The sequence below is a fragment of the Leisingera sp. ANG-M6 genome (assembly GCF_000813905.1).
In the GTDB taxonomy this organism is placed as follows: Bacteria; Pseudomonadota; Alphaproteobacteria; order Rhodobacterales; family Rhodobacteraceae; genus Leisingera.
On sequence record NZ_JWLG01000010.1, the window covers coordinates 20,627 to 43,052 of the forward strand.

Below are 22,426 nucleotides of genomic sequence, written 5' to 3' on the forward strand. Positions count from 1 at the left end.
CGGGCAGGGACCGGAAGACTCAGATCTCCCGGATGTTTGGGCGGGGGTTACGCGGATTGGGGGCCGGAGTCAACCTTTGCGGCTTGAACGCTGGCGGGGCAATGGCTAGCTGCAACAGTGTTGTTGTTTGAAGCGGGCATTATTCATGAAGAATTTTCTGAGCGCTATTGCAGCGTGCTGTGCGGTGCTGGCTTCGCCGTTGGTGGCGGATGAGGTGACCCAGGAGGATCTGATCGCGCAGATTGAGGCGGGCGGAAGGAATGAGACCAGTGAAAGGCGGCATAGAGTTGAGGTCGAAGGCTGCACTTTGACGACCTTCTTCTGGAAGAAGATCGAAGGCCAAGATTGGGTGCTGTGGACCTCACTAACCGTTCCTATGGAGAGCGTGGATTTCGTCGATTTCTCAGGAAAAGGCGGAATGGAGTACTATTTCTTTGATGATGGAGTACCGCCTACGGCAGTTGTCTTGTTGAAGGCAAAAGAAGGCACAAGCTTCACGCATGAAAAGCCGTTTTTGCGCACCCCCAAAGGGAAGTTTGAAAGATCTCCGCGTGGCGACGGCACAACACATTACATTGAATCAACAAACGGCGTCATGATTATGCATGACGGCGAAGGCGTTCGGGCCAAGGCCGAGATGTTCACGAAGGGCTACGTCCGCTATGTCCGGGAATACTGCACCTTCACGGGCTAAGCCTAGGGGCTTACCTGCTGTCCTTCCGCCTCTGATGCCGGCAGCCAGGCATTGATCGCCTCCGCCAGGTGCTGGGCGCCGCGGCCGCTGGTGTAGGCCTCGGCCACCGGGTGGCGGCCGGCGCTCATGCCGCCGTCGAGTATCAGAACCGGGCGGTGGAGCGTGCGGGTGCGGCCCTCGCTGCGGCTGGTGGTGCTTTCCACCTCGGCGTGGGAGAGGTCGGCGAGATGGTGCTCCACCTTGCTGTAGCCGAACACCGACTGGCGCCGGATCACCACGCTGCCGCCGGGGCGGTCGAGGATCACCTGCACCCGGCGCACGAACAGGCAGAAGGCCAGCGCGCCCATGCCGCCGCCCACCAGGGCAAAGACGAGGCCTGGCAGGATCAGGTCGCCGCCCTGGCTGAGCATGCCGAGGCCGGCGCCGGCAAAGACCAGGATGAAAAAGACAAGCATGATGCCGATCAGCCAGGGTGTATCGGACAGGATCAGCTGTTCGGGCGTGTTGCGGGTGATTTTCATGGGAATAGCTTACCCAAGGGAAAGCCGGTGAAGAGGGGAAATCGGCGGCGGATGCGTCAAAACTGTGCGCGGGGTGCCGCCGCTACGCCCTCTGCGCGCTTGACTCAGGGGCGGACGCTTGGCCAACATCGAGAACGGCCCCTTGCTGCCCACTCACCGGCAGGGGGCGCTCAGAAGAGCACCGAGGCAGATCTTTGGCACAGGCAAGCTGCACGCCCTTGGCGGCTGCGGTCCTAGGCGGGCATTCGCATCAGCTAAGGGAGGACCTGAGAACATGCGCGTTTTCACTATTCTGGGACCGTCGCAGTCCGGCAAATCAACGCTGGCTACGGCGCTGGCCAATCTGGACAGTGCCGCGGGCAAGAGGCAGGAGGTTGCAGGCGTCGCCGCTTTGCAGCCTTTTTCATTTATGGGGGAGGACTGGGCCGCAATCGACATCGCAGGCGGCGCCGACAACCTGGCGCAGGCGGGGCCGGCCTTGGCGGCCAGCGATGCTGCTGTCCTTTGCGTTCCGGCGGATGCCGGCGCTGCGGTCCTCAGCGCGCCTTACTTGCGCAAGCTGGAGGAGGCGGGAGTTCCCGCCTTTATTTTTGTCAATCGTATGGACCAGGCAGCGGACCGGGTGGCGGAAATCGTTGCCGCGCTTCAGGCCTATTGCAGCCACAACATCATCCTGCGGCAGGTGCCGATCCGCGAGGATGGTCAGGTTGTGGGTGCTGTGGATCTGATTTCCGAACGCGCATGGCAGTATCAGGAGGGCAAGCCCTCGGCGCTGATCGAGCTGCCGGTGGCGATGTACGCGCGTGAGCAGGAGGCGCGCACTGAGCTTTTGGAGGCGCTGGCGGATTTTGACGACACGCTGCTGGAGGAGCTGATCGAGGATCAGCAGGTGATGGCGGAGGAGGCCTATGAGGTGGCCACCAAGGTGCTGCAGCACAACGACCTGATCCCGGCGCTGATGGGATCGGCAGAGCATAAGAACGGGATTATGCGGCTGATGAAGTCGCTGCGCCATGAGGCCCCGGATGTGGGTGTGGCGCTGGAGCGGCTGTCGCAGGACGGCAAAGTGGTGGCGGTCGGCTGTATGGCGGATCTGGTCAAGCATCTGGGCAAGACGGTGATGGTGCGGGCGCTGGACGGCAGTGTCGGCAACGGCGTGCCGGTTGGCGGTGCGGCGTTGGGATCGCTGACCGGCATGGGATCGGCAGCCAATACCAGCCTGACGCCGGGCGACATGGGGCAGGCGGTGAAGTCTGACCATCTGAACCTGGGCTTTGCCTATGGGCCGGACGGAGCATCGCCGCTGCCGGAGTGGGCGCAGCCGCGGCCCTCGACCTTCCGGCGGGTGATCACCCCGGTGAATGAGCGCGACGATGCGCGCCTGTCCACCGCGCTGGAACGGCTGGCGGAAATCGACCCGGCGCTGGTGCTGGGCCAGGACGAGGCCAGCGGCCATGTGCTCTTGAACCTGCAGGGGCCGCTGCACATGCGCCGGATCAAGCAGGCGCTGAAGGACGAGTTCGGCGTCGAGGTGGAAGAAGGGGCGGTGCCGCCGGCCCTGCGCGAAACCATCAAGAAATCCGTGCAGGTGCATCACCGGCACCGCAAGCAGTCGGGCGGTGCGGGCCAGTTCGCCGATGTGGTGATCGAGGTGAAGCCCTTGCCGCGCGGCAGCGGGTTTGTGTTCGAGGAAACGGTGAAGGGCGGCGCGGTGCCCAAGAACTACATCCCCTCGGTCGAGGCGGGCGCGCGCGAGGCGCTGGCGCTGGGCCTCAATGGCCATCCGGTGGTGGATGTCTGCGTGACGCTGAAAGATGGCAAGCACCATTCGGTCGACAGCTCCGACTATGCGTTCCGCACCGCGGGCAAGAACGCGGTGAAGGAGGCGCTGGCGGAGGCCGGCGCGGTGCTGCTGCAGCCGATCATGCGGGTGCATATCCATGTGCCGTCGGTGTTCACCGGCGGGCTGGTGCCGGTGGTGAGCGGCATGAAAGGCCAGATCCTGGGCTTCGAGGCCGAAGACGGCGTCGCGGGCTGGGACGTGTTCGAGACGCTGCTGCCGATGTCGGCGCAGGATGATCTGTGCAGTACCCTGGCCAGCGCCACCCGCGGCACCGGCTGGTTCAGCACCGACTTCGACCACTACGAGGAGGCGCGGCGGGCGGATTTCGCCGAGGCGTGATCTGGCCGGGCGGCGGGCGGTCGCGCCCGCCCTTCACAGAGATGGCGCAAAACGGGGCGCAGGGGGCGGAACACCTCTTGCGTCCCGTGTCCGTTTTTTGTGATCTGCGCTGCAAACCGGAACGGCTTGCGGAGTAAGATCATGGATGCGTCATCGGCCTATCAGGATAGCCTGCCCATCTCCTCGGATGCGCTGCTGAAGCAGCTGGACGACTGGGGTATTGCTTATCAGCTGCATACCCATGTGCCGCTGCGCACGGTGGAGGACGCCAAGGGCGTCGAGGAGCAGTTCATGGTGCCGGGCGAAAACGCGCTGCGGCTGAAGAACCTGTACCTGCGGGACAAGAAGAAGCGGAATTATCTGGTGACGCTGCAGCAGGACCGCGAGATCGACCTGAAGGCGCTGGGCGCTGAGCTGGGGATCGGAAACCTGTCCTTCGGCTCAGCCGACCGGCTGCTGGAGAACCTCGGCATCCGTCCCGGCGCGGTCAGCCCGCTGGCAATGATCACCGGCGCGGAGAAAGGCGTCACCTTCTATATGGATGCACAGGCGCAGGAAGCTGACGTGATCTATATGCACCCGCTGGTCAACGACCGCACGGTGGCGATGAAGCGCGATGATGTGATGGCGTTTTTTGAGCGCATCGGCGTTGAGGTGCGCTGGGTCTAACCGGCCTTTTCGTCCGCCAGCGCCAGATCCAGCGCGGCGGTGACATGGGCGGCGGAGGGGTTCACGAACAGGAAGCCGCCGGCCTCGAAACTGACGTCGTCGATATGATCGGGGAAGGCCAGCGGCAGTTCGGTGCAGGCCAGCAGGATGGCGGTGCCGGGCTGCGCGTGTTTCTTGCAGAACCGCAGCAGGCGGGCCTGTGCGGTGGCGGAAGCGCCGCCGTAGAAGTCTTCGTCGATCATTGCCTGCATCTCGGCGATCTCGTCCTGCGGCAGGGTATCGTTTGCTGTGACCCCGTGCGCGGCAAGCACGCTGGCATAATTGCGGGCCTGCATGGTGACGGCGGTGCCCAGAACCAGCGCGCGTGTGGCGCCGGTTGCAGCGGTGGCTTCTGCGGTGGCGTCGAAGATGCTGAGGATCGGCATCACCACGCCCTCCTTGATCGCGTGCAGGCGGGCGTGCGGGGTGTTGGAGGCGATGAGGGCGAAGTCGCAGCCGGCGCGTTCCAGCGTCAGCATCGCCTCGCGGAAGACGGCATCAAAAGCGGCCCAGCTGGCCTCATCCCCCGGGCGGCCGCGCAAGGCGCGGGTCTGGGCCTGCACTACGGATTCGATGGTGATCGGCGGCACCGGTAGCGGCGAGCCCGCGCCGCGGTCCGCAAAGAACCGCCCGGCGCCCTCGCAGATGGCGCGGTAGTAATCGAGGGTGGAGGCCCAGCCGACGCCGCCGAGAATGCCGATCTTCTTCATGGGAATGCCTGTGGTTTGAAATGCGGATGCGGGCAGAGTGGCACAGGCCCCGCCGCGCTGCCAAACGCAAAAAGGCCGCCAGCCGGGGGTGGCTGGCGGCAGGAGCGCGCGGCAGTGCGGGGATCAGGCCGCCAGCGCTTCGATTTGGTTTTTCGCTTTGGCCAGGGCGCCCTCGGCGTCGATGGACATGGCGTCGGCGGCCACGATCTCAACCTCGGTGATGCCGATGAAGCCCAGCACATGGCGCAGGTAGGTGGTGGCAAAGTCGATGTCGGATCCGGCCTGGGTGCCGCCGGAGGCCACCGCGACAATGGCGCGTTTGCCTTCCAGCAGGCCGATGGGGCCGGTTTCCTCGTAGCGGAAGGTGACGCCGACGCGGGCCACCAGGTCAATCCAGGCCTTGAGCGTGGAGGGCACCGAGAAATTGTAGATCGGCGCGCCGATCACGATGGTGTCGGCCTGTTTCAGCTCTTCCACCAGCGCATCGGAGAGGGCGAGCAGCTGTTTGTCTGCCTCGCTGCGCTGGTCGGCCGGGGTGAAGTTGGCGCCGATCCAGGCGCCGTCCAGCAGCGGCAGCGGCGCGGCGAGGTCGCGGCGGATCACAGTGTCCGCGTCCAGGCGGCTGACGATCTGTGCGGAGAGGTCCCGGGTCACCGAGCCTTCGGTGCGGGCGGAGGAGTCGAGGTGCAGAACGGTGCGGGTCATTTTGGGTTCCTGTGCTTGTTGCTGACAGAGATTTGGGTTATTGCATTTGCGAACGCAACGCCGCAAAAGTAACATCGAGTGTGCGCGTGTGCGCATGTCGCGCGGATTGGCAAGGAGGCAGCCATGGACAATTGGGATGAGGTGCGCACCGCCTATCAGGTCGCCCGGATGGGCACGGTCAGCGGTGCTGCCGAAGTGCTGGGCGTGCACCATGCCACGGTGATCCGCCATATCGACGCCATCGAGGCACGGCTGGGGGTGAAGCTGTTCCAGCGCCACGCCCGCGGCTACACGCCGACGGAGGCCGGGCAGGACCTGCTGCGGGTGGCGCAGGCAACCGATGACCAGTTCAGCCAGCTGGTCGGTCGGCTGAAGGGGCAGGGTGATGATGTCTCCGGTGAGCTGGTGGTGACGTCGCTGGCGTCTTTTGCACCTATGCTGGTGCCGGCGCTGAAGGAATTCCAGGACATGCACCCGGGGCTGATCATCCGCTATCTGACCGGCGACCGCCTGTTCCGGCTGGAATACGGCGAGGCGCATGTGGCGGTGCGGGCGGGCAACGCCCCGGATCAGCCGGACAATGTGGTGCAGCCCTTCATCAAGCAGCAGGTCGGGCTTTATGCCTCCAAGGCCTATGCCGAAAAATACGGCGTGCTGCAGGGTGTCGAGGACATGGCCAATCACCGCTTCATCGGCAATGACGATGAAAACAGCCGCGCGCCGTTTTCGCGCTGGCTGCGGACCCATGCGCCGGCTGACGCGATCTCGTTCCGCTGCTCCAACGGGTTCACCATGCAGAACGCGGTGCACAGCGGCGCGGGCATTGGATTCATGGCAGCCTGGGAGGCCCGGCAGAACCCGAACCTGGTGGAAATGATGGCGCCGCAGGAAGAATGGGAGGGCACCCTTTGGCTGGTGACCCATGTGGACCTGCACCGCACCACCAAGGTGCAGGCGTTTTTGAAGTTCCTCAAGGAACAGGCCAAGGAATGGCAGCTGTGAGCGAGGCGCTGCGCGGGCATCTGGCGATGCTGCTGTTCTCGGCACTGGTGGCGGGGTCGTTCTCGCTGGGCGTGATGGTGGCGAATGAGATCGCACCGGCGGCGCTGAACGCGGCGCGGTTCGGCATTGCTGCGGTGGTCATTGGCGTTGCCGCCATGGCGACCACCGGAATGCGGCGGGTGCATTTTCAGGCGCCCTGGCGGTTTGCGGTTCTGGGTGGGCTGTTCGGCGGCTACTTCGTGCTGATGTTCTACGGGCTGCAGACCGCGGCGCCGGTCAGCGCGGCGGCGGTGTTCACGCTGGTGCCGGTGATGAGCGCGGGGTTCGGCTGGCTGCTGCTGCGGCAGGTGACCACCCGCTGGATGGCGCTGGCGCTGTCGATCGGGGCCGCGGGCGCGGTCTGGGTGATCGTGCGCGGCGACCTAGGAGCGCTGGCGGCTTTTCAGATCGGACAGGGCGAGATCATCTATTTCTGGGGCTGCGTGCTGCACGCGATCTACACGCCGATGGTGCGCAAGCTGAACCGGGGTGAGCCTGCGGTGGTGTTCACCTTCGGCATGCTGCTGGCGGGCGGCGGGCTGCTGGCGGCGTTCGGCTGGCAGGACATTCTGGCGACCGATTGGATGCAGCTGCCGGGCATTGTCTGGATCGGGTTGTTCTATCTGGCACTCTTTGCCAGCGCGGCCACCTTTGTGCTGCTGCAATACGCAACCCTGCGACTGCCCTCGGCCAAAGTGATGGCATACACCTATCTGACCCCCAGCTGGGTGATCCTTTGGGAGATTGCGCTGGGCCGCGGCGCGCCGCCGGGCATGGTGCTGATCGGGGTGGTGATGTCGGTGGCCGCACTGGTGATGCTGCTGGAAGGCGACGCCAAGCCGGTGCGCGCCTGAACGCTGCCCGCCTGAGCACTTCCTGCTGGGCGCGCTTGCGGCAGGTCAACCCAAGCCCCTCGTTTTCCTGTATGCTGGCCTTGAGGGACGCGTCAGGAAAAGGAGGGAAAGATGTTCAATCATATCATGGTGCCCGTTGACCTGCACATGCCCCCGGCGGTCAAGAAGGCCTTGAACGTGGCCGCGGATTTTGCCGCCAACCATGGCTCACGCGTGACGCTGGTCCATGTGACGGGCGAGCAGATTGAAGGCGCGCACACCCTGGGGCCGTCCGGCGATGAGCTGGCAGCACTGGCCAGCAAGATGGCCGAAAGCAGCGGTGCAAGGGTAGAGGCGCTGCCTGTGCATTCGGTGGATGTCGGGTCGGAGATGGACTCTATCCTGGCCCGGACCGCCAAGGAGCTGGAGGTGGACCTGATCGTGATTGCGACGCATATGCCCGGCATTCTGGACTATGTGTTCTCGTCCCACGCCAGCCATCTGGTGCTGCATTCCGAAATTTCGGTGTTTGTCGTCCGCTAGGGGCCAGTGGCCCTAACTGCCGGTCTGGCTGTCCTCTGACAGGTGCTCTGCCTCCAGGAAGCGCTCGAAGGCATCCAGGTTCACCGGCTCGAACTGGCCGAAGCCCTGCATCCAGACAGAGGCGGCGCGCATGGCGTCGGGCTGCAGCTTGCACCATTTGACCCGGCCGCGCTTTTCCTGCGCGATGAGGCCGGCGCGGGTGAGGATGGTCAGGTGCTTGGAAATGGCCGCCAGTGACATCTCGAACGGCTCTGCCACGTCGGTCACGGCCATGTCGTCCTCCAGCAGCATGGTCAGGATCGCCCTGCGGGTCGGGTCGGCCAAGGCTGCAAAGACGGTGTCGAGGGTGTCGCTCATGCCTGATACTCCTAAAGGGCAAGAAGCGGGTCGACAATCCTGCAAAAACTGCGATGGATCGGTGCAAGGCATTTTGAGGGAGCAGTTGGCATGGCGTTGCGCTATTGGGCGGTGATTTTCATTTTGGGCATCGGCTGGGGCATGTCGTTCATGTTCAACGCCATCCTGCTGCGCGAGCTGGGGCCGCTGTCGGTGTCGATGGGGCGGGTCGGGTTCGGTGCGCTGGGCTGCTGGATCTATGTTCTGGCAGCGCGTAAAAAGGTGCCCGCTGGCGCCGGGCGCTGGCTGGCGCTGTTCGGGTTCGGCGTGCTCAGCTATGCCGGGCCGTTTGCTTTCTACGCGCTGGGCCAGCAGCATATCGCCAGCGGCGTGGCGGGGATCGTCAATGCGACCACACCTGCGCTGGCGGTGGTGGTGTCGCATTTCTGGCCCGGCGGCGAGCGGGCGACGGTGCTGAAATCGCTGGGGGTGATCTGCGGGTTCCTCGGGATCGTGCTGCTGTCGCTGCCGATCCTTGAGGGCGGCCAGTCCTCGGAAGCCTGGGCGGTGCTGATCACATTGTGCGCGCCGCTGTGTTATGCCTTCTCCGTCAATTTCGCGCGCAGCTTCCGCGACATGGAACCGGTGGTGCTGGTGGCGATCGCGCTGACCGGGTCGACCGCCGCGATTGCGCCGCTGGCGTTGTGGAGCGAGGGGCTGCCGGTGATCACGCGTATGGAAACCTGGGCGTCGCTGCTGGTGATCGGCTTTGTGCTGACCTCGGCGGCCTTCATCGCGTTCTACTGGGTGCTGCCCAAGGTGGGGCCGACCAATATCACCATGCCGACGCTGATTGCGCCGGTGTCGGCGCTGTTTCTGGGGACTTACATTCTGGGCGAGACGCTGCTGGCAGAGCACCTGTGGGGCATGGCAGCAATCTTGGCAGGGCTGCTGCTGATTGACGGGCGGATTGTGCGCTGGCGGCTGCCGAAACCGCCCGCCGGCTAAAATCAACCTTTTGGTTGAATATGGATTCCGGTGCAGTTTGGCGCTAACGGTACCTGCGGCAGAGCGGCGCGGTTAATCGAGGTTGGCAAAATATTGCGCATAAACAATGGGATGGACATATTTTGAATCTTCAATCCTTGTAATTGACTCCTTCGCCCCGTGGCCTTAGCACCCTCACTAGAAATTCGCGTGAGGATGGCGCCCGTGACCGATGACGACCAAAAGCAGCGCATGGCGCAGCTGGAGGAGAAATTGGCGGCGGCGCGTAAGGCCCAGGAGCCCAAGCCGCGCGCGGATGAGCATTATTCCCTGGCCAATCAGGCCTGGCGGATGGTGATCGAATTGGTGGCCGGTCTCGGGATCGGCTTTGGCATCGGATACGGGCTGGACCATCTGTTTGGAACCCTGCCCATCTTCATGGTGCTGTTCATAATGCTGGGCCTGGCGGCTGGGGTGAAGACAATGCTTCGCACCGCGCAGGAGATCCAGAAAGAGAAACTGGCCGAAGAGGCCGACAAAAATGCGCAAGACCGGGATTGATCCGACGGGATCGGCGACCGGCGACAGGAGAAGCGGACCGATGGGCAAAATTTTCTTTTTCGCAGCTCTGGCACTGGTAGTTGTGTCGGGTCTGATTTTCGCTCCGGCGGAAGCAAAGCTGGCGATCCATCCGATGGATCAGTTCCAGGTGAGCGCGCTGTTCGGCGATCACATCTCCTGGTACACCCCGACCAACGTGACCCTGTGGATGGCGCTGGCTGTTGCCGCCGTGTTCGCGCTGCTGGTTCTGGGCTCCTCGCGCCGCGCCATCGTGCCGGGCCGCGCCCAGTCGGTTGCGGAACTGGCCTATGGCTTCATCTACAAAATGGTTGAGGACGTGGCCGGCAAGGACGGCGTCAAGTTCTTCCCCTACATCATGACCCTGTTCATGTTCATCGTGATGGCCAACTTCCTGGGCCTGATCCCCGGCTCCTTCACCACCACTTCGCATATCGCAGTCACTGCAGTTCTGGCGGCGCTGGTGTTCGTGACCGTGACCGTTGTTGGCTTCGTCAAGAACGGCGTTGGCTTCCTGGGCCTGTTCTGGGTGTCGAGCGCGCCGCTGGCGCTCCGCCCGATCCTGGCCATCATCGAACTGATTTCCTACTTCGTGCGCCCCGTCAGCCACTCCATCCGTCTTGCCGGTAACGTGATGGCCGGCCACGCGGTTCTGAAAGTGTTCGCAGGCTTCGCCGCAGCACTGGGCATGTTCAGCTTCCTGCCGATCTTTGCCATCACCGCGGTTTACGCACTCGAAGTTCTGGTGGCCTTCATTCAGGCCTACGTGTTCACCATCCTGACCTGCGTGTACCTGAAGGACGCACTGCACCCGAGCCACTAAGGCCAGGATCTGAAAGCTTACCGGGCGGCGCCCTGAGCGGTCCCGCCCACCCTAGAAATCACCACATTCCATCGTAAGGAGAGAAATCATGGAAGGCGATATCGCACAACTCGGTCAGTTCGTCGGCGCAGGCCTGGCAGCAATCGGTTCCGGCGCAGCCGCAATCGGTGTGGGCCACGTGGCTGGCAACTTCCTGGCAGGCGCTCTGCGTAACCCGTCGGCAGCTGCCGGCCAGACCGCAACCCTGTTCATCGGCATCGCGTTTGCAGAAGCACTGGGCATCTTCTCGTTCCTGGTCGCTCTGCTGCTGATGTTCGCCGTCTAAGACCTTAGGAACCTATTTCCTTACGGCCGGGCAGTGCAGATCCTGCGCTGCCCGGTGTAACGGCAAGTTCCTGGGAGGACGACATGGCATCAAATACGCAAGAGGCAGCACACGGCGGCGGTTCCGCAATGCCGCAGCTGGACTTCTCGACCTTCGGGAACCAGATCTTCTGGCTCGTGGTCGCCCTGGTCGTGATCTACCTCATCCTGTCGCGCGTCGCGCTGCCCCGCATTGCTGCGGTGCTGGCCGAGCGTCAGGGGACCATCACCAACGACCTCGCCGCGGCTGAAGACCTGAAAGCCAAGGCTGTCGAGGCCGAAAACGCATATAACAAAGCTCTGGCGGATGCCCGTGCGGAAGCGCAGCGCATTGCTGCCGAGACCCGCGCAGAAATTCAGGCCGGGCTGGATGAGGCCATCGCCAAAGCAGACGAACAGATCGCTGCCAAGGCTGCCGAATCCGAGAAGGCTATCGCCGAAATCAAGGCCGGCGCGCTGGAAAGCGTGAAGGCCGTGGCCACCGATACTGCAGAAGCGCTGGTTTCTGCTCTGGGCGGTTCGGCAGACAAAGACGCAGTTGCCGCGGCAGTTGCCGAGCGGACGAAAGGATAAGGACATGCGCAATATTCTCGCTCTTGCCCTGACCCTTGGCGCGGCTTCGCCCGCGTTTGCGGCCGGCGGCGGCATGGACCTGTCCAACACCAACCTGGTTGTTGCCCTGGCGTTCATCCTGTTCATCGGCATCCTGCTGTTTGCCAAGGTGCCGTCGCTGCTGGCTGGCCAGCTCGACAACCGCGCCGAAGGCATCCAGAAGGAACTGGACGAAGCCCGCGCCCTGCGTGAAGAGGCCCAGACCGTTCTGGCGTCTTATGAGCGCAAGCAGCAGGAAGTTCAGGCCCAGGCCGATCAGATCGTGGCTGCCGCCCGTGACGAAGCTGCCCGTGCAGCTGAACAGGCCAAGGCCGATCTGCAAACCTCCATCGCCCGCCGTCTGGCGGCTGCTGAGGAGCAGATCGCTTCGGCAGAGGCTTCGGCTGTGAAGGAAGTGCGCGATCAGGCGATCACCATCGCTGTGGCCGCTGCGGACCAGGTGATCTCCAAGCAGATGACCGCCGCCGAGGCCAACAAGCTGATCGACGCCGCCATCGCGGATGTGGATGCCAAGCTGCACTAAGCTTTGGCTGATACAGACAAGTTAAAAGAACCCGGTCCGAGTGGCCGGGTTTTTTACTGGCGGCAGGCAACGCTGGCGTTTTGACTTGCAAGTGCAACCTTTCCCGGCATGAGGCGCGCCTTTGGGCAACAGGACTGCATTTAAAGTTGTCCAGTCTGGAAATGTTCTTCCTATGCAGGTAGGCAACCCGCATGTTTTTTGGGCATGGCCGGATTACGGAAAAGCGGCCTGCGGCATTATTGGAGACATTGGCAAATGAGCGCAAACATCAGCGGATTTGAGTTTCGCGGCAATGCGAAAGAATGGTTTGGGATCTGGATTGTAAATCTTTTGCTCAGCATCCTGACGCTGGGCATCTATTCGGCTTGGGCTAAAGTCCGCCGTCACAAGTATTTCTACAACAACACTTATGTCGAAGGCCGCAACTTCGACTATCACGCAACCGGAGGCCAGATTCTTGTCGGGCGGCTGATCGTTTTCGGGGCCTTTGTGATCTACAACATTATTCTGACGATGGTACCCATGCTGGCTCCGGTTCTGCTGCTGGCATTGGTTTTCGTCTTTCCCTGGCTGATCATCCGGGCGATGATGTTCAATGCGCGGATGACAAGCTTTTCCAACGTCCGCTTCGGTTTCTCGGCGGGGTACGGAAAGGCCTTTCTCGTCTACTTGATCTATCCCATCCTTACTGCGCTCACCGCCTATCTGACCTTCCCGCTGCTGGACCGGGCAGTCAAACGCTTCAGCATTGACAACCACAGCCTGGGCACCGCAGCGTTTCATTTCGAGGCGCCTTTGGGGCCATTCTACAAAGCCTTCTTTGCCGCTCTGGCATGGGTGGTGATCGTCGGGGCCGCGGTTTTTGCACCGCTGGGCACAACGGTCATGACTTCCTTCCAGGACTCCTTTGCATCGCCGAATCCGGACCCAACCGCGGTGCTGCTCTTCATGGCCGGCTTCTACGGGATCTTTTTCCTCGCGTTCCTGCCGGCTGTCCTGCTGTATCACGCGATGACCCGGAACGCCGTGTACAACAACACCGCGTTGGAAGGGGGACATCAGTTCAGGTCCGATATCTCCGCAGGCACCCTTATGTGGCTCGCTGTGACCAACATGGTTGCCGTGGTCTGCAGCCTGGGTTTGCTTTTGCCGTGGGCTCAGGTCCGCATGGTCCGGTATCTGACCGCCCATACCGGGGTGGTGCTGGGATCGTCTCTGGACAGCTTTGTTGACGTGCAGGGCCGCCGGACCTCTGCTGTGGGCGATGCCTATACCGATTTCGAAGGCATTGACGTGGGGCTCCCGGTCTAAATGGGAGCAAACTATCCTTTGCCGGTAAAGATCGAAGGGCGCGCCTATGCGCGCCTTTCGTCCCGCTTGATGCAGGCAGACTTGCTGTTGCACCTTGAGCCTCAAGGCACGGCCGTGAGGCAGGTGGATATCGTCACCCGTGATGGGGAGACGCTTGGCAGTTCCGCCTGGGCGGACGTCTCGCTGGATCCGCCGCTGGGGCGCCAGCCGCGCCGGCTGACGCTGCCGGATGGCACGATGTTTGAAACGGATGACCACGATGCCGTCCTGACGCTGAGCGGCGGCGCCGGCGGCGATTGGTTGCATGCGCTTGAGCAATTCCGGCCGCGTCTTGCCGCATTTACGGCCCTGGCGGTCCTGTCCGCATTCCTGGTCTGGAAATACGGCCTGGACGTGCTGGCGTCGGCAGCTGCGGCGATGACCCCTCCTGTCGTGCTGCAGCAGATGGACCGGGGCACCATTGAAGCTGTGGATTTTGCTCTGATGGAGCCCTCCGAACTTGGTGCAGATGAAAAGGAACGCGCCAGAAGGGTATTCCAGACGCTTCTGGAACATCTGCAGGACACCCCGAATGGTGTCAGTTTTCAATTGCTGTTCCGCGAGATGCCTGGAATGGGACCCAATGCTGTCGCCTTGCCTGGCGGCACCGTTATGGTGTCCGACGCGTTCATGGACCGTTTTCCTGGCGAGGACGTTCTGGCCGGGGTCCTCGGGCACGAAATCGGTCATGTGGTAGAGCAGCACGGACTTCGCCAGGTTTACCGCTCACTCGGCCTGTATGCGGTTGTAGCATTTGTGGCCGGGGACACCGGGCCCTTGCTTGAGGACATTCTGCTTGAAGGCAATGTACTGCTGTCGCTGCAGTACGGCCGGGAGCAGGAGGCTTTGGCGGATGAATTCGGCGTTCAGCTGGCCGCGCGTGCGGGGTATGCGCCCGAAGGGCTGATAACCTTCTTTGAAACCGTGCAGTCCGAAATGGCCGAGCCACCGGAGTGGATGTCATCGCATCCGAACTCAGCGGCCCGTATTCAGTCCATAGAAGATGCTATCCGGCAACTGCAACGCTGACGGTTACCCCTTCCCCGTCTCATGCTCCAGCCGCTGCTTTGCCACCTCGGCGTTGCGCTCAGCCCGTTGGTGGTCGGTGAGGGCCTGTTTGACATAATCCAGATGCGCCTCGACCGCGGTGCGGGCGGCTTGCGGGTCGCGGGCCTGCAAAGCGGCGTTGATGGCGCGGTGCTGTTCCAGGAGCGCCTCATAGGTGGTGTGCTGCTGGAACATGATGCGGCGGTTGTAGAACACGCCCTCACGCAGCAGATCGAACATTGAGCGCATCATGTGCAGCATGATCACGTTGTGGCTGGCGTCCATGATGGCGGAGTGGAACTGGGCGTCGAGCTTGGCCGCTTCCTCGGACACGGCGGGATTGCCGGCTGCTTCCATCTTGTCGAAGATCGCCTGGATCACCTGCAGGTCATAGTCTGACCCGAAGCGGGCGGCGCGTTCGGCTGCCAGACCCTCCATGTCGCGGCGGAAGTTGAGGTAGTCGAACACCGCCTCGTCATGGGTGGCGAACAGCTGGATCAGGGCGGGGGAGAAGGCGGAGCCCAGAACATCGGCCACAAACACGCCAGAGCCGGCCTTGGAGGCCAGCAACCCGCGGTCCTGCAACTCGCCAATGGCATCGCGCAAGGAAGGGCGGGAGACGCCGAGCCGTTCGGCCAGTTCCCGTTCCGCTGGCAACCGTTCACCGGGCGACAGGATGCCGCGCAGGATCAACTGCTCGATCTGCTTGACGACGGAGGCGGAGAGTTTTTCGGGCTGGACTTTCTGGAAGGGCATATGGTCGCTCTGGCGGATTGGTCAATTTATATGACCACGCGGGGCGGGCAGCCGCAAGAGCGGAGCGCATCACGAAGGTTGTAACAATAGGTCAGCATTATTGACTTTATTTTGCAGCCTCCTACCGTGATCATGGAAGCTCAGCGAGGAGAGAGCTATGCAGCTGGACCAGATCTTTGCCACCCGCAACAGCCGGATGAAGGCGTCGGAAATCCGTGAATTGCTGAAACTGCTGGACCAGCCGGACATCATCTCCTTTGCCGGCGGTATTCCCGATCCGGCGTTGTTCCCGGCGGATGAGTTCGCCGAAGCCTTCAAGACCGCGCTGACGCCGGAGCGGCAGGTGCAAGCGCTGCAGTATTCCGTGAGCGAAGGCTACCTGCCGCTGCGCCAGTGGATCGTGGCGGAGATGGCGAAGATCGGGATTGTCTGCGAGGCTGAGAACGTGCTGATCACCTCCGGCTCGCAGCAGGCGCTGGATTACCTGGGCAAGCTGTTCCTGTCGCCGGGTGACACTGCTCTGGTCGGCTGGCCGACCTACCTGGGGGCGCTGGCGGCCTTCAACGCTTATGAGCCGCGCTATGACCGGCTGTCGCTGAATGGAAACCGCACCGCGGAAAGCTATGCCGAAGGCGCGGCGGAGGCCGGCAGCGCGGTGAAATTCGCCTATCTGTCGCCGGACTTTGCCAATCCGACCGGCGAGACACTGGACCACGCCGGGCGGCTGCGGCTGTTGGACATCGCGGGCACGCTGGACTGTGCCATCATCGAAGACGCGGCCTATCAGTCGCTGCGCTATGACGGGGCGCCGGTGCCGCCGGTGCTGGCGCTGGAGATTGAACAGAAGGGCTCGATCGAGGACTGCCGGACGATTTACTGCGGCACCTTCAGCAAGACGCTGGCACCGGGCGTGCGGATCGGCTGGGCAGTGGCGGCCAAGCCGGTGATTGCGCAGATGGTGCTGCTGAAACAGGCGGCGGACCTGCATACCTCGTCGATCAACCAGATGGCGGTGCATGGCGTTGCGGAGACCTGTTTCGGCGAACATGTTGAGCAGCTGCGCGCGGTTTATCAACGCCGCCGCGACGTGATGCTGGCGGCCATGGCGGCACATATGCCGGAGGGCGTGGAGTGGACCCGGCCTGAGGGCGGGATGTTCATCTGGGTGACCCTGCCGGATGGCATGAGCGGCGCAGACCTGCTGGCGCGTTCGCTGGAGACGGGACGGGTGGCCTTTGTCCCCGGCCAGGCGTTTTTTGCCGATGGCAGCGGCCAGAACACGATCCGGTTGAGCTTCTCCAATTCCAACCATACGGCCATCGAGGAAGGCATTGCCCGGCTGGGGCGGTTACTGCGGTCCGTGTGAGTCCTGACAGGCTGCTGCTTGGCAAAACACCGCCGGATCCTGCGGGTTATCCACAAGATATGGTGTGGTTTGAGCAGAATTCGTCCCGATTTGGGGGTGCGGAGCGTTGACTCAGCGGGTAGGAACCGCTGAACTTTCTCGATACGGAATCACGAAGGGGCAGCTTTGCGGTTTTCCAAGCTCAGGCTGAACGGCTTCAAAAGCTTTGTCGATCCTACCGAACTGGTCATTGCCGATGGGCTGACAGGGGTTGTGGGTCCAAACGGTTGCGGCAAATCCAATCTTCTGGAGGCATTGCGCTGGGTGATGGGGGAAACCCGCGCCAAGGCGATGCGCGGCGGCGGCATGGAGGACGTGATCTTTGCCGGCACCTCGTCGCGGCCTGCGCGCAACTTTGCCGAGGTGAGCCTCAACATCGACAACTCGGAGCGGCTGGCGCCGTCGGGGTTCAATGATGCCGATGGGCTGGAGATCGTGCGCCGCATCACCCGTGATGTGGGCAGTGCCTATAAATCCAACGGCAAGGACGTGCGTGCGCGCGATGTGCAGATGCTGTTTGCCGATGCCTCCACCGGTGCGCACTCGCCGGCTCTGGTACGGCAGGGTCAGATTGCAGAGCTGATCAACGCCAAGCCCAAGGCACGGCGCCGCATTCTGGAAGAGGCGGCTGGTATTTCGGGGCTTTATCAGCGCCGCCACGAGGCGGAGCTGAAGCTGAAGAGCACCGAGGCCAACCTGCTGCGCGTCGATGACGTGATCGAGCAGTTGGCCGCACAGCTGGCGCAGCTGGCCAAACAGGCCCGGCAGGCGCAGCGCTATCGCGAGATCGGCGAGAAGCTGCGGCTGGCCGAGGGTATGCTGCTCTACCGCCGCTGGCGCGAGGCGGATGAGTTGCGGCTGGCCTCAGAGGATGAGCTGAGGGTGCGCGTCGAGCAGGCTGCCAAGGCGGAGGCGCTGGTGCGTGCCGCTGCCGCTCAGCGCGGCACGTTTGAGGAAAAACTGCCCCCCCTGCGCGAGGAAGAGGCTATTGCGGCCGCTATCCTGCAGCGGCTGGTGGTGCAGCGCGACTCGCTGGGCGATCAGGAGGCGCAGGCGCGCCAGACCATCGAACGGCTCAGCAGCCGGATCGTGCAGCTGGGCAACGACATCGAGCGTGAGGCGGGCCTGAACAAGGACGCTGGCGAAACCATCGAGCGGCTGGAATGGGAGCAGCGGGAGCTGTCCAAGGCTGGCGACGGCCATGACGGCAAGCTGGCCGAGGCCGCGGAGCTGGCGCGCGATGCAGGCTCGATTCTGCAGGCGCGCGAGGACCATCTGACGCAGGTGACTGAGGATGTGGCCCGTCTGGCGGCGCGGCACCAGTCAGCGCGGCGTGCGGTCGAGGACTGCCAGCGCGCCTTGGGCCGTTCCGAGGGCGAGGCAGAGAAGGCCCGCGCTGCCCAAGGCGAGGCGCAGGAGGCGCTGGAGCTGGCGGCGGAGAAGTTTGAGGCGGCTGTCTCGGCTGAGGAAGAGGCGCGTGAAGCCTCTGAGATGGCAGAGGAAGCGCTGGAAGCGGCGGACGAGGCGCGCACTGAGACCCAAGCCCGCGAGGCCGAGGCCCGCTCGCAGCGCTCTGAGGCAGAGGGAGAGCTGGGCGCGCTGCGGGCTGAGGTGACCGCGCTGGCCAAGCTGGTGGAGCGTGACACCGCCGAGGGCGGTCAGGTTCTGGATGAGCTGACTGTTTCGCCGGGGTATGAGAAGGCTTTGGGCGCAGCGCTGGCTGATGATTTGCGCGCGCCGCTGGCGGACGCCGACGGGCCGACCGGCTGGCTGTCCCTGCCGGGCTATGACCGCGACGCGGCACTGCCGGAGGGTGCGCAGCCCTTGGCGCTGTTTGTCTCCGGTCCCGATGCCCTGTCGCGCCGGGTGGCGCAGATCGGACTGGTGGATGGCGATGCTGCAGCGGGCCTTCAGGCGCAGTTGCAGCCCGGACAGCGGCTGGTGACGCTGGAAGGCGATCTGTGGCGCTGGGACGGCTACCGCGCCTGGGCCGAGGACGCGCCGAGTGCCGCTGCCTTGCGTCTGGAACAGCTCAATAAGCTGGAAGCGCTGAAGCAGGAAATGGAGCGTGTCAGCGCCACTGCCGACGGTGCCCGCGCCGCGCATGAGATGCTGCTGCGCAAGCTGGAAGAGGTGACGCTGGCCGATCAGAACGCCCGCCAGGCGCGCCGGGTGGCAGATCAGCGGGTGGCCGAGGCGGCCCGTGCGCTCAGCCGGGCCGAGGCCGATCGCAACCTGGCAGAAGGCAGGCTGGAAACCCTGGGCATTGCGGTGTCGCGCCACGAGGAAGACGCGCTGAGCGCCGGCCTGCAGCTGAAAGAGGCTGAGAAGGCACTGGGAGAGCTGGGGAATCTGGACCAGGCCCGCACTGCGGTTGAGGATATCAAGCAGTCGGTTGAGGCGGCGCGGATCACCATGCTGACCCACCGTTCCAGCCATGACGAGCTGCGCCGCGAGGGCGAGGCCCGCACCAAGCGCGGGCAGGAAGTGACCAAGGAGCTGTCCGGCTGGCGCCACCGCCTGGAAAGCGCCGAGGCGCGGATCGAGGAGCTGGCGGAGCGTCGCGAGGCCTCGCAGGAGGAACTGGAAGAGGCCAATGCGGTCCCGGCGGAAATTGCCGAGAAACGCGAAGAGCTGAACGAGGCAATCTCTGAGGCTGAAGCGCGCAAGTCCGCAGCGACCGAGGCGCTGATCGCAGCTGAGGCAGAACTGCGCGAGGCTGTCCATAAGGAGCGCGAATGCGAACGGCTGGCGTCGGAAGCACGCGAAGCGCGGGCACGGTCAGAAGCGCGCAGCGATGCGGCCAAGGAAGCCGTCACGCAGGCGGCGGGCAGGATTATCGAGGCGCAGCAGATCACCCCGCAGGCACTGCTGGAGAAGCTGGGCGTGTCGCCGGATGAGATGCCGGCCTCGGATGATCTGGAACATGATGTGGACCGCTACAAGCGTCAGCGCGATGCTTTGGGTGCGGTCAACCTGCGGGCTGAGGAAGACGCCCGCGGGGTGCAGAACGAGCATGACACGCTGGTGGCTGAAAAGCTGGATCTGGAAGGCGCGGTGAAGACCCTGCGTGACGGCATTTCCAGCCTCAACCGAGAGGGCCGCGAGCGGCTGCTGACCGCGTTTGAGCAGGTGAACAACAGCTTTGCGATGCTGTTCACCCATCTGTTCGGCGGCGGCGAGGCCAATCTGGTGATGGTCGAAAGCGACGACCCGTTGGATGCGGGGCTTGAGATCATGTGCCAGCCCCCGGGCAAGAAGCTGTCGACACTGTCTCTGCTGTCGGGCGGCGAGCAGACGCTGACCGCGATGGCGCTGATCTTTGCGGTGTTCCTGTCGAACCCGGCGCCGATCTGTGTGCTGGACGAGGTCGACGCGCCGCTGGATGACGCCAACGTCACCCGTTTCTGCGATCTGCTGGACGAGATGTGCCGCCAGACCGACACCCGCTTCCTGATCATCACCCACCATGCGGTGACGATGGCGCGGATGGATCGTCTTTTTGGTGTCACCATGCAGGAAAAGGGTGTCAGCCAGCTGGTTTCGGTTGACCTCAAGAAGGCAGAGGCGATGGTGGCCTGAGGTCTGGCGCAGGGGGGATCTGTGCCGGGGCCTGTTTGCAAAGACAAAGTTTTGTGGAGTGACAAATGAATATGCTCAAAGCAATTGCCGCTGCTGCGGTGCTGATGACCCCGGCTGCCGCGATGGCTGGCAATGTGGTGGCCAAGACAGGCGACAGCGTCGCCAACTTTTTTAAGGACGAAGGCGCCAAGGTCGAAGTGACCACCGACAGCGTTGGTGATCCGAACCTGAAAGTCGAATATTACGGCAACGATTTTTCCGTCTACTACTACGGCTGCGAGGACAACGCCAACTGCGATGCGATCCAGTTCTTCTCCGGCTACCAGACAGACGGCAGCGTGCGCCTGTCCAAGATCAACGAATGGAACACCAATAACCGTTTTGCCCGTGCCTATGTCTCCGAGGAAGGCTCTGCCCGGATCGAGATGGATGTGCTGCTCGGGAATGACGGAATGACTTCGGATGATTTTGCCCTGGCCGTCGGAAAATGGAACCGGGCGTTGCAGGAGTTTGAAGAATTCATCGACTGGTAAACCGGCCTGTCACCGGATCGTGACAGCGGATTGCAGGATCAATCGCTAGGGTGGGGGCATGAAATGGATCATGCCCCTTTTCCTTTGCCTGCCCGCTGGGACCGCCGCGGCGGACAGCTGGCAGCTGCGCCCCGGCGACACGCCCTTTGCGCAAGCGGAGCTGGACGCGCTGCCTGGACAGTCCTTCCGCTTTTTTGACGGGGGCGAGTCGCAATACGGCAGCGGCGGGGCCTATGCCTATACCTACTCCTCGGAGAACGGCGGCGGCACCGCCTGGGGTACCTACCGGATTGCCGGCGATGGCAGCATCTGCGTGGACTTTACCAACGGGTTCGGGCGCTGCGACCTGTTTGTCCGCAACGGCAGCCGGATCATCCTGATCACCGAAAAGGGCGAAAGGTTCCCGGTGCGTTAAAGCTTCTTGAGCAGCGCGGGCGTGGGCCAGGCGTCGGCAGGCAGGCCGAGGCGCTGCTGCTCCTTTTGCACCGCAACCCGTGTGCGGGCGCCAAGGATGCCGTCAATGTCGCCGACATTGTGGCCGCGGGCCTGCAGTTTCTGCTGCAGCTGCTTCATCTGGGCGCCGTTCAGCCCATTGTCGGGCCTGCCGGCCTCATAGACATCCGCGCCCTGCAGCCGGTTGGCAAAATAGGCGGCGGTCAGCACATAGGTGAAGCTCTGGTTCCACTCGAAATAGACGTCGAAATTCGGATAGGCGAGGAAGGCCGGCCCCTTGTGGCCCTGCGGCAGCAGCAGCGAGGCGCGCATCGACGGATCCGGCAGGCTGCCGTCGCGGGCGGAGACACCCAGCTTGCGCCATTGGGCAACCGACTTTTTTCGTGCAGTGCCGCTGAGAGACAGGTCCAGGTCTTCGGGGATGGTGACTTCCTGCAGCCAGGGCTGGCCCGGCTGCCAGCCCAAGTGCGACAGCATCCGTGCGCCGGACATCAGCGCATCGGGGGCAGAGGATTTCAGGCTGACCTTGCCGTCGCCATCGGCATCAACGCCGTGCTGCAGGATGTCTCCCGGCAGCATCTGCACCATGCCGATCTCGCCTGCCCAGGCGCCGGTGGTGCGTTTCGGGTCGAAGTTGCCCTGCTTGAACATTTCCAGCGCGGCAAACACTTGCGGGCGGAACAGTTCCGGGCGGCGGCAATCATGCGCCAGGGTGACCAGCGCGTCGCGGGTGTTGAAATCGCCCTGATAGCCGCCGTAGTCGGTCTCGAACGCCCAGAAGGCCAGCAGCACGCCGCGGTCGATGCCATAGGTGCTTTCGATCCGCTGGAAGGTGGTGTCGTGTTTCTGCGCCATCTGGCGGCCTGTTTTCAGCCGGTTTTGCGAGATCAGGCGGCGGGAGAAGTCGATGAAGGGTTTCTGGAACACGCCCTGGCCGCGGTCGGCCTTGAGCACGCGGGGGTCCTGACGGGTGCCGGCAAAGAAAGCATTGACCGTGGCGTTGTCATACCCGGCCTGAACCGCCTCGTCCTTCATCAGTTTCACGAAATTCTGAAAGCCGCCGCCGCATTGGGCCGCCGCTGCCGCAGGCAGCAGGGCCGCTGCGAGGACAAAGGGCAATAGGCGCATGGTTCTGGCGCT

The 22,426-nt window shown here is 63.4% G+C and carries 24 protein-coding genes; 18 read left to right on the forward strand and 6 right to left on the reverse strand.

What is annotated here, in order from left to right; genetic code table 11:
- Positions 1-145 precede the first annotated feature (145 nt).
- Positions 146-694 carry a hypothetical protein gene (locus RA24_RS07955; RefSeq protein ID WP_039190888.1) on the forward strand — a complete coding sequence of 183 codons (549 nt, stop codon included), beginning with the start codon at positions 146-148 and terminating at the stop codon, positions 692-694.
- A gap of 2 nt (positions 695-696) precedes the next feature.
- On the opposite strand, the gene RA24_RS07960 is transcribed toward RA24_RS07955, so the two are convergent.
- On the reverse strand, positions 697-1,215 hold the full coding sequence (locus RA24_RS07960) for a hypothetical protein (protein WP_039190890.1): 519 nt from the start codon (positions 1,213-1,215) through the stop codon (positions 697-699).
- A gap of 274 nt (positions 1,216-1,489) precedes the next feature.
- On the opposite strand from RA24_RS07960, the gene RA24_RS07965 reads away from it, so the two are divergent.
- Together RA24_RS07965 and RA24_RS07970 are read left to right on the forward strand one after the other, a co-directional pair.
- A complete protein-coding gene (locus tag RA24_RS07965; RefSeq protein WP_019296646.1) occupies positions 1,490-3,397 on the forward strand; it encodes an elongation factor G in 1,908 nt (635 codons plus the stop codon).
- Between the two features lie 141 nt (positions 3,398-3,538).
- Complete coding sequence (locus tag RA24_RS07970; RefSeq protein WP_019296645.1) at positions 3,539-4,066, forward strand: prolyl-tRNA synthetase associated domain-containing protein; 528 nt, start codon at positions 3,539-3,541, stop codon at positions 4,064-4,066.
- Here RA24_RS07970 and RA24_RS07975 read toward each other — a convergent pair.
- Both RA24_RS07975 and RA24_RS07980 read right to left on the reverse strand, forming a co-directional pair.
- On the reverse strand, positions 4,063-4,815 hold the full coding sequence (locus RA24_RS07975) for an aspartate/glutamate racemase family protein (protein ID WP_039190891.1): 753 nt from the start codon (positions 4,813-4,815) through the stop codon (positions 4,063-4,065). The genes RA24_RS07970 and RA24_RS07975 overlap by 4 nt on opposite strands.
- A gap of 123 nt (positions 4,816-4,938) precedes the next feature.
- Positions 4,939-5,520 carry an FMN-dependent NADH-azoreductase gene (locus RA24_RS07980; RefSeq protein WP_039190893.1) on the reverse strand — a complete coding sequence of 194 codons (582 nt, stop codon included), beginning with the start codon at positions 5,518-5,520 and terminating at the stop codon, positions 4,939-4,941.
- 123 nt (positions 5,521-5,643) lie between these two features.
- Here RA24_RS07980 and RA24_RS07985 point away from each other — a divergent pair, with 123 nt between their 5' ends.
- The 3 genes from RA24_RS07985 (at position 5,644) to RA24_RS07995 (ending at position 7,937) form a co-directional block, all read left to right on the forward strand.
- Positions 5,644-6,522: a LysR family transcriptional regulator gene (locus RA24_RS07985; protein ID WP_019296642.1), complete on the forward strand. Its 879-nt coding sequence runs from the start codon at positions 5,644-5,646 to the stop codon at positions 6,520-6,522.
- Positions 6,510-7,415, forward strand: a complete 906-nt coding sequence (locus tag RA24_RS07990) for an EamA family transporter (protein ID WP_019296641.1) — start codon at positions 6,510-6,512, stop codon at positions 7,413-7,415. Before RA24_RS07985 ends, RA24_RS07990 begins: the two co-directional genes overlap by 13 nt.
- A gap of 111 nt (positions 7,416-7,526) precedes the next feature.
- Positions 7,527-7,937 carry a universal stress protein gene (locus RA24_RS07995; protein WP_039138014.1) on the forward strand — a complete coding sequence of 137 codons (411 nt, stop codon included), beginning with the start codon at positions 7,527-7,529 and terminating at the stop codon, positions 7,935-7,937.
- 12 nt (positions 7,938-7,949) lie between these two features.
- On the opposite strand, the gene RA24_RS08000 is transcribed toward RA24_RS07995, so the two are convergent.
- Entirely contained in the window at positions 7,950-8,294 is a 345-nt protein-coding gene (locus tag RA24_RS08000) for an ArsR/SmtB family transcription factor (RefSeq protein WP_019296639.1), read from the reverse strand.
- A 90-nt stretch (positions 8,295-8,384) separates the two neighbouring features.
- Here RA24_RS08000 and RA24_RS08005 point away from each other — a divergent pair, with 90 nt between their 5' ends.
- From RA24_RS08005 to RA24_RS08040, 8 genes are all read left to right on the forward strand, one after another.
- Positions 8,385-9,281 carry a DMT family transporter gene (locus tag RA24_RS08005; RefSeq protein WP_039190895.1) on the forward strand — a complete coding sequence of 299 codons (897 nt, stop codon included), beginning with the start codon at positions 8,385-8,387 and terminating at the stop codon, positions 9,279-9,281.
- A 195-nt stretch (positions 9,282-9,476) separates the two neighbouring features.
- Entirely contained in the window at positions 9,477-9,821 is a 345-nt protein-coding gene (locus RA24_RS08010; RefSeq protein ID WP_175392902.1) for an AtpZ/AtpI family protein, read from the forward strand.
- 40 nt (positions 9,822-9,861) lie between these two features.
- On the forward strand, positions 9,862-10,662 hold the full coding sequence (locus RA24_RS08015) for a F0F1 ATP synthase subunit A (RefSeq protein ID WP_039132155.1): 801 nt from the start codon (positions 9,862-9,864) through the stop codon (positions 10,660-10,662).
- Between the two features lie 88 nt (positions 10,663-10,750).
- On the forward strand, positions 10,751-10,987 hold the full coding sequence (locus RA24_RS08020; RefSeq protein WP_008553903.1) for a F0F1 ATP synthase subunit C: 237 nt from the start codon (positions 10,751-10,753) through the stop codon (positions 10,985-10,987).
- An 83-nt stretch (positions 10,988-11,070) separates the two neighbouring features.
- Positions 11,071-11,598 (forward strand): F0F1 ATP synthase subunit B', encoded by a 528-nt coding sequence (locus RA24_RS08025; protein WP_039147162.1) that lies wholly within the window; start codon positions 11,071-11,073, stop codon positions 11,596-11,598.
- Between the two features lie 4 nt (positions 11,599-11,602).
- Positions 11,603-12,160: a F0F1 ATP synthase subunit B gene (locus tag RA24_RS08030; protein WP_039190896.1), complete on the forward strand. Its 558-nt coding sequence runs from the start codon at positions 11,603-11,605 to the stop codon at positions 12,158-12,160.
- Between the two features lie 204 nt (positions 12,161-12,364).
- Positions 12,365-13,471 carry a YjgN family protein gene (locus tag RA24_RS08035; protein WP_241480919.1) on the forward strand — a complete coding sequence of 369 codons (1,107 nt, stop codon included), beginning with the start codon at positions 12,365-12,367 and terminating at the stop codon, positions 13,469-13,471.
- Positions 13,472-14,539 carry a M48 family metallopeptidase gene (locus tag RA24_RS08040; RefSeq protein WP_052257602.1) on the forward strand — a complete coding sequence of 356 codons (1,068 nt, stop codon included), beginning with the start codon at positions 13,472-13,474 and terminating at the stop codon, positions 14,537-14,539. It begins immediately after the preceding gene.
- Positions 14,540-14,542: 3 nt separating this feature from the next.
- Here RA24_RS08040 and RA24_RS08045 read toward each other — a convergent pair whose 3' ends face one another.
- Entirely contained in the window at positions 14,543-15,313 is a 771-nt protein-coding gene (locus RA24_RS08045; protein WP_039190898.1) for a FadR/GntR family transcriptional regulator, read from the reverse strand.
- 157 nt (positions 15,314-15,470) lie between these two features.
- On the opposite strand from RA24_RS08045, the gene RA24_RS08050 reads away from it, so the two are divergent.
- The 4 genes from RA24_RS08050 (at position 15,471) to RA24_RS08065 (ending at position 21,248) form a co-directional block, all read left to right on the forward strand.
- On the forward strand, positions 15,471-16,679 hold the full coding sequence (locus RA24_RS08050; protein WP_039190900.1) for an aminotransferase-like domain-containing protein: 1,209 nt from the start codon (positions 15,471-15,473) through the stop codon (positions 16,677-16,679).
- A gap of 165 nt (positions 16,680-16,844) precedes the next feature.
- The gene (locus tag RA24_RS08055; RefSeq protein WP_039190902.1) at positions 16,845-20,300 is read left to right on the forward strand and encodes a chromosome segregation SMC family protein; all 3,456 of its coding nucleotides are present in this window, start codon (positions 16,845-16,847) and stop codon (positions 20,298-20,300) included.
- A gap of 65 nt (positions 20,301-20,365) precedes the next feature.
- The gene (locus RA24_RS08060) at positions 20,366-20,833 is read left to right on the forward strand and encodes a YbjN domain-containing protein (protein WP_019296628.1); all 468 of its coding nucleotides are present in this window, start codon (positions 20,366-20,368) and stop codon (positions 20,831-20,833) included.
- 70 nt (positions 20,834-20,903) lie between these two features.
- The gene (locus RA24_RS08065) at positions 20,904-21,248 is read left to right on the forward strand and encodes a hypothetical protein (protein ID WP_237754626.1); all 345 of its coding nucleotides are present in this window, start codon (positions 20,904-20,906) and stop codon (positions 21,246-21,248) included.
- On the opposite strand, the gene RA24_RS08070 is transcribed toward RA24_RS08065, so the two are convergent.
- A complete protein-coding gene (locus RA24_RS08070) occupies positions 21,245-22,414 on the reverse strand; it encodes a lytic murein transglycosylase (protein ID WP_019296626.1) in 1,170 nt (389 codons plus the stop codon). The two genes, RA24_RS08065 and RA24_RS08070, sit on opposite strands and share 4 nt — an antisense overlap.
- Positions 22,415-22,426 lie beyond the last annotated feature (12 nt).